At 50.4% G+C, this 6,499-nt stretch carries 6 protein-coding genes and 2 pseudogenes; 3 read left to right on the top strand and 5 right to left on the bottom strand.

Translation table 11 applies throughout. From position 1 onward, the window contains the following. Positions 1-65 precede the first annotated feature (65 nt). The 3 genes and pseudogenes from ACMX3H_RS06430 to ACMX3H_RS06420 form a co-directional block, all read left to right on the top strand. A complete protein-coding gene (locus ACMX3H_RS06430; protein WP_415210223.1) occupies positions 66-257 on the top strand; it encodes a hypothetical protein in 192 nt (63 codons plus the stop codon). Between the two features lie 472 nt (positions 258-729). After that, a pseudogene (ompX, locus tag ACMX3H_RS06425) lies at positions 730-1,245 on the top strand (outer membrane protein OmpX); the annotation flags it as partial. A gap of 610 nt (positions 1,246-1,855) precedes the next feature. Further along, positions 1,856-2,731: pseudogene (locus ACMX3H_RS06420) on the top strand (ATP-binding cassette domain-containing protein); the annotation flags it as partial. Positions 2,732-3,194: 463 nt separating this feature from the next. Here the strand turns inward: ACMX3H_RS06420 and ACMX3H_RS06415 are convergent. The 5 genes from ACMX3H_RS06415 to ACMX3H_RS06395 all read right to left on the bottom strand — a co-directional run bounded on the left by ACMX3H_RS06415 (position 3,195) and on the right by ACMX3H_RS06395 (position 6,337). After that, positions 3,195-4,001, bottom strand: coding sequence for a sorbitol-6-phosphate dehydrogenase subunit (locus ACMX3H_RS06415; protein WP_415210222.1), 807 nt, complete (start codon positions 3,999-4,001; stop codon positions 3,195-3,197). Positions 4,002-4,104: 103 nt separating this feature from the next. Beyond that, on the bottom strand, positions 4,105-4,761 hold the full coding sequence (locus ACMX3H_RS06410; protein WP_415210221.1) for a PRD domain-containing protein: 657 nt from the start codon (positions 4,759-4,761) through the stop codon (positions 4,105-4,107). 18 nt (positions 4,762-4,779) lie between these two features. Next, positions 4,780-5,460 carry a hypothetical protein gene (locus ACMX3H_RS06405; RefSeq protein WP_415210220.1) on the bottom strand — a complete coding sequence of 227 codons (681 nt, stop codon included), beginning with the start codon at positions 5,458-5,460 and terminating at the stop codon, positions 4,780-4,782. 47 nt (positions 5,461-5,507) lie between these two features. Next, the gene (locus ACMX3H_RS06400; protein ID WP_415210224.1) at positions 5,508-6,170 is read right to left on the bottom strand and encodes a sigma 54-interacting transcriptional regulator; all 663 of its coding nucleotides are present in this window, start codon (positions 6,168-6,170) and stop codon (positions 5,508-5,510) included. Between the two features lie 26 nt (positions 6,171-6,196). Continuing rightward, positions 6,197-6,337 (bottom strand): sigma 54-interacting transcriptional regulator, encoded by a 141-nt coding sequence (locus tag ACMX3H_RS06395; protein ID WP_415210219.1) that lies wholly within the window; start codon positions 6,335-6,337, stop codon positions 6,197-6,199. Between the last annotated feature and the right edge of the window lie 162 nt (positions 6,338-6,499).

Raw genomic sequence — 6,499 nt, 5'->3', positions numbered from 1 at the left:
CATCGCCGGATTATCCATGATCTGACAGCCGTCCCTTATAGGATGCGGGTTCACTAGGCATCGTAGTGGAACATATTCTTACCGGGCCATACAACAAACCCACCAATAATTCAAGACGTCCTCCACGGGGCGCTTACTGTGGCGCTTTTATTACCCCCGCTTTGGCTCTATTCTTTCTTCGGCAGCGGGATAACGCCTTCGGGCGGCGGGCGGGATATAACTACCGTTTACGACACCACGTCGCCAATAGTCCTTAAAGGAAAGGAATATGTCTTTGGAAACCCGCAGGGTGAAGCAGCGTTGGGAATAATTATTGTTTCGCTTTAAGACTTTCTTAAACGAGGCGCAAAAGCGCTTTTTTCTGCCGTAGGGTGGCGAAAATAAGCCCGGCGGCGCGGTAAAATTAAATACTTATTAAATGAGATTTCTTTTTTTGCCGTTTCGCCTGTAGGAAAGCGTGAAAAAAAACGTAAAAAATAGGCAAAATCATCGGTAAAGGTCTATTTTTTAAACGGTCGATTCGGAATGTTCTGGATATGTTGTAAGGATAAGTAAAGGTCCTTTGGCGGCGGCCAATCAAAACATAAGTAAAATTAATAGGATAGAAGTATTTGAAAACTACTTATATTACACGACACCTTTACTTGGACAACAATTATTAAGCAGAGTTTTATGCTAGGTTTTGGTATATTTTCATGGTTAGGACGTATATTCACATTTGAGGTGGTTATGAAAAAAATTGCATGTCTTTCAGCTTTAGCTTGCGTTTTAGCAGTGGCAGCAGGTTCCGCAACAGCAGGTGAAAGCACCGTTTCCGCCGGTTACGCACAGGGTGACCTGCAGGGCGTAGTGAACAAAGCCAACGGCTTCAACTTAAAATACCGCTACGAGTGGGACAATGACCAGCCGCTGGGCGTGATCTCCTCGTTCACCTATATCGAAAAAAACCGCGCTGAAAGCGGTGATTACGATAAAGGTCAGTACTACGGCTTCACCGCCGGCCCGGCCTGGCGCATCAATGATTGGGCCAGCCTGTACGGCGTAGTCGGTCTGGGCTACGGCAAATCCATCTCGAATGCCCAGGACGGTAATCGTCGTGGCGGCAGCAGCGATGTCGGTGTTGCCTACGGTGCCGGTCTGCAGTTCAACCCGATGGAATACGTGGCGCTTGACGTTTCCTATGAACAAAGCCGTATCCGTTCTACAGACGTCGGCACCTGGATTGCCGGTGTAGGTTACCGCTTCTCAGTCTCTCGCGGGCGGCGAGCCTTTGTGGCTTTGCCGCCTGACGACTGCTCCGGTGGGATGTTTGGCGTTACACCGGGTGAAGGCGCGCCGTTTTTGCGCGCCTTATGATCGCCGCGCTCCTTCGGCATCAGCTTCTCTCTCGTGCTTGACCTCTCTCTTTGACTTAACCCGCAATCCGCACTATTGCCCGACTATAGCCTCCCTGGGCGAATACCACGGGTGTCTGACGCGCCCTCTCTCTCATGCATGACTTAACCGCACTGTGGTTTAACGCCACCCTCCCGCGTGCCTGACACAAGATTTCCTGACGCCTCCTTTTGGGTTAGTCGAAATACTTTTTACACCTGTTGACTCATCCTTCTACCGGGCTGGCCTTGCTTTATCGGCGCGTAAGTCATCCCGCTTTGCGTCTGGCAGATCCTTCCCCTATGCGTTCGGTTCATCCTTCTCTAAGGTGAGGCGTAGCCTTTTCGCGGCCCGGCTTGCGAAACGGCCCTGTTGACGGTCGTGGCGCCATCCTGTCGCGATAGACGACAGATTAGGCGCCATCCCACGCCGCTTTATGGCATAATACGGCCAATCTCACACTTTATTAAGAGTCTTTCCTTTGCTGATAAGTAATAACATCATCATACAATTCGGCAGTAAACCGCTGTTCGAGAATATTTCCGTTAAGTTTGGCGGCGGCAATCGCTACGGCCTCATTGGCGCCAACGGCTGCGGTAAATCTACCCTGATGAAAATTCTGGGCGGTGATTTGACGCCCACCGCCGGCAATGTCAGCCTGGATCCCAACGAGCGCCTCGGTAAATTGCGCCAGGATCAGTTCGCCTTTGAGCAAAATAGCGTGTTGGATACCGTTATCATGGGCCATGCGGAATTGTGGGCGGTCAAACAGGAGCGCGATGGCATTTACGCCCTGCCGGAGATGAGCGAAGCGCAGGGTTATCGGGTGGCGGATTTGGAAGTGCTGTACGGCGAAATGGATGGCTACACCGCGGAAGCGCGCACCGGTGAGCTGCTGCTGGGCGTCGGCATCCCGCTGGAACAGCATTACGGCCCGATGAGCGAGGTGGCGCCCGGCTGGAAGCTGCGCGTGCTGTTGGCGCAGGCGCTGTTTGCCAATCCGGACATTCTGTTGCTTGACGAACCGACCAACAACCTGGACATCAATACCATCCGCTGGCTGGAGCAGGTGCTGAATGAGCGCAACAGCACGATGATCATCATCTCCCATGACAGGCATTTCCTGAACATGGTCTGCACCCATATGGCGGATTTGGATTATGGCGAGTTGTGCATCTATTCGGGCAACTATGACGAGTATATGACGGCATCGACACAGGCGTGTGAGCGGCTGGTGGCGGATAATGCCAAGAAAAAAGCCCAGATTGCCGAGCTGCAGTCGTTCGTCAGCCGCTTTAGCGCCAACGCGTCCAAATCACGCCAGGCGACCTCCCGCGCCCGGCAGATCGATAAGATCGTAAGCGCCCCGTGGAGAACGTCTTGAATTATTGGTGGGTTTGTTGTACGAGACAGTAAACCTACGTTACATGCTTATGCTCATTGCATTTTTACATTGTATTTATTTTAATAACTTTTATTTCCATCCCGGTTTGAGTGATATGAAATTAGTGGTTCTGAAGTTTGTGATAGTGTCCATTAAAATTTAAGTGGACACTATCATCGCCGGATTATCCATGATCTGACAGCCGTCCCTTATAGGATGCGGGTTCACTAGGCATCGTAGCGGAACATATTCTTACCGGGCCATACAACAAACCCACCAATAATTCAAGACGTCCTCCACGGGGCGCTTACATCTTACCCAGGATCATTTCGCAGCTATTAACCAATTCGTTGCCAAAACGACCGTGTGAAATGACGAACAACCAGGGAACCACTTTTAATTTATCCATAAAATTTCCTGCCAAAAATGGAAAGGATTAGCCGCGAGATTTGCCTCCCGTAATATTTATAGTGGTGCCTGTGATATAGCTTGACTTATCGGACAACAGCCAGGTTACCAAATTGGCAATTTCATCCAGCTTTCCCTGACGTCCGAGAGGAATTCTCTGGCTATAATCTTCATCAATATTTGTCATCTTCATACCGCCCGTGTAGGCCAGCGCTTCGCGGTGCTTGGCATCCCCCATCGGCGTCAGCTCATTGATGCCGGGCGCAACGCCCACGACCCGAATACCGAACGCACCCAACTCCTTCGCCCAGGATAGGGTAAAACCATGCACGGCGGCTTTGGTGGCGGAATAACAACTCTGTCCTTTTGAGCCTTCAATGCCGGCCTCGAAGAGAATGTTCACCACCACGCCTTGTTTTTGGCGGATCATGACGCGGGCGACTTCTTGAGTACAAATAAAAGGCTCCTTTTGATTCACCCTCACCATAAAATCAAAATCGTCGTCGCTTAACTCGTATTGCGGCGTTTCGCTATAATAGTCGACCAACAGCCGGGCGCGGTTTACCCCCGCGTTATTCACCAGGCCATCGATACGCTGATACTGGCGATACACGTCGTCAACAAACTGTTTAAATGCGATGCGATCGGTAATATCGCACAGGCGATAATCCACCCCCGCCGCGCGGGAGGCGGAGTCCGGTATTTGGATATCCGCAACAATCACCTGGGCATTATTTTCCAGCAGGTCTCTGACAATATGCGAGCCGATGCCGGAATTCCCGCCGGTAACAATAATGACTCGCTGATTCAGATCAATCCACTTCTTCGATGCCATTGCATTCTCTCCAGATAAAGTTGAAGCCAAGTTGTGAGAGAGATGATACAAAAGGCGTGCCAGGTTTTATTTATCTTTATTATCAGTAAGTTATAGTTAGTGTTTAGGCATCTCCAGAAACCTGCACACTATCTCGCTGGGCTTTCAACACTAACAAAGACTGGTCAACAGTGATCCAGGGCTCCATTAGCTCATAAATCATCAGATATTCCGTGGTGGTCATGGCAAAGCGGTATTTGGCAATAATCGGCCTAAAGGCTTCCGGGGTAAGGGCGATAAAATTGCGCAGCTGATCGGTCAGCTCGCTGTCTTCGCGATGATTTAAGCCATCGTGGGTCATCAGTCGTTCAATCATCGCCGCCAGATGCATAAATAAATTGATGCGCAGGTAGCTCTCGAAATGAATGTTGTAGGTCATCTCGAAAAATTTCACCACATCTTCCACCTCTTCGATGATAACGTTCGGATTGAGGAAAGAGAGATGGCTGGCGACCCCTTCAATGGTAAACAGAATGACGATCTCATCGACCATCTGTTTCAATCTGTCGGAGGACATGATGGTCGAGAAATAATTTTTCCAAAGTTGGTCGGGCTTATCGCCAATAAGCTTCCTGACATTAATGATAGGGATAGCGTTGGCATTCAGTTCCGTGGTGGTAATGATTAATCTTGTGCCGTATAGCGCGCTGTCCGCTTTTGCCAGCTTCCATTTCAGATCGTCGTATTCCATTGTCACGACATCAAGCGTTTCATCGTCCACATAACGCCGGGTAATCTCCTACAGCTGTTTTGACACCCCTTCAGCAGAGATACAGGAGATGATCATTTTATTGCCTTGGACAATACCGGAATAATAGCGCGCCTCAATTTCCCAAGCGCCCTTAATCCCGTCGACGATCTCTTTCATCGACAACCGCTGCTGGATTTTCTCCGCAATATCGAGCGCCATCGCGGTGCTGACATTATTCATCACCAGCAGATCGCCCTGGATGTGCAGTTTAATTTCGGCGTAAATATCCTCGAGCGACCCCATATCCACCAATATGACCATCCCGGCTTGCTCTTTAAGCCTGTCAATCCAGGTGGTGAGATGGCTGATAATCCCTCGAGTATCGACGGACAGGGGCATATCAAACGCCTTGAGATAAAATCCCCCCAGCAAATTATTTGCCGTTCCCGTGATGCTGGAGGCGGTGGTGAGCCCGTGAGCCACGATAATGCCTTGAATAAGCGGCTCCTGCTCGACCTGGTGGCAAAAAACGGCGCTCAGCAACGGATACAACAGGGGCGCCGGCATCTCGGGCAAGTGTCGCTGTAGCAGCGAAATGGTTTCACTGGCCAGCAAACAGGCGCGCTGGGGAATGTATTCCGTCACCGCGTTGAGATGCTCGATAGCGGCGGGAGAGACATTGTCATGCAGGCACCATTGCAGACAGTGGAATACGGCCTTTTCCATCATCTCGCCCAGACGTAAACCGGCTTAGCTCGGTAAACTCGCGCAGGGTATCAAGTCGTTTTCCATAGCACCCCCTGGTAGAGCCGCCCGGCGGCCGCTTCACCCAGGGTTGCGTGGTAATGCTCTTCCAGCTTGCGAACAAATAGCGGGACATTAGCGGATCGGCAAAAATTCTCCAGCAAAGTTTCTCCCGCCACCGATCTGGTCGGCGTAAGCGGTAACGCCGGGAATGTATTCTCGTCCCAATGAAAAATGACGTTTTCGCTGTCATCTTGCGCGGGCGGATTACCGACATGACGAATGCAGTTCTTTTGGCCCTGCGTAAAAGCAGAAGCGCACAATACTTTGATGCGGTTTTTGAGTTCACCGATATTTCCCCGGCCGGGGGAAGTAATCAAATGGCGAATCAATTCTGTGGGAACGTGGATGTCTTGTTTGAAGCGCTGCGCTTCAGCTTGAAAAAAGGTGGATACCAGCGCCAGTTTCTCACTAAAAGGGCGTGATTCGGACGAGGGTAATTCGACAATGACGGGAATACGGCGGCGGAAAGTCGTCAACAACACATTTTCGCTATTTTCGGTGGTGGCGAAAAGAAAACGTACGCGGGCGTGAAAGGGTTGGCGGTTATCACCCAAGCGATAAAAGTAACCTTTATCCATAAACAGGAATAGTTTTTCCTGGTTTTCGGCAGAGAGACGGTGAACTTCGTCCAGGAAGAAAAAGCCCCCGTCCGCTTCATTCAGCAGACCGGTTTTCTCTTTTTATCCGCGCCGGTAAAGGCCCCCTTCACATAACCGAACAGCGTACTGGACAATAATTCCGGGTTATTGGCGTAATCGGCGCAATAGAGCTCAACCAGCCGCGCGCTGCGGGGGATCACGCCGTTTTCACCGGTGTAGCGGTGGTAAGCGCCCCGTGGAGGACGTCTTGAATTATTGGTGGGTTTGTTGTATGAGACAGTAAACCTACGTTACACGCTTATGCTCATTGCATTTTCACATTATATTGATTTTAATAACTTTTATTTCCATCCCGGTTTGAG

Origin of the sequence: Sodalis sp. (in: enterobacteria), assembly GCF_047607725.1 — a bacterium.
GTDB lineage: Bacteria > Pseudomonadota > Gammaproteobacteria > Enterobacterales > Enterobacteriaceae > JBLKSS01.
The sequence above is the reverse complement of the archived record's forward strand: the minus strand, read 5'-3'. Positions and strand labels throughout refer to the sequence as shown.

Bases quoted from the DNA above. Each gene is read 5' to 3' on its own strand.
- ACMX3H_RS06415 (WP_415210222.1), bottom strand. From the start codon at position 4,001: ATGGCATCGAAGAAGTGGATTGATCTGAATCAGCGAGTCATTATTGTT.
- ACMX3H_RS06405 (WP_415210220.1), bottom strand. From the start codon at position 5,460: ATGATGGAAAAGGCCGTATTCCACTGTCTGCAATGGTGCCTGCATGAC.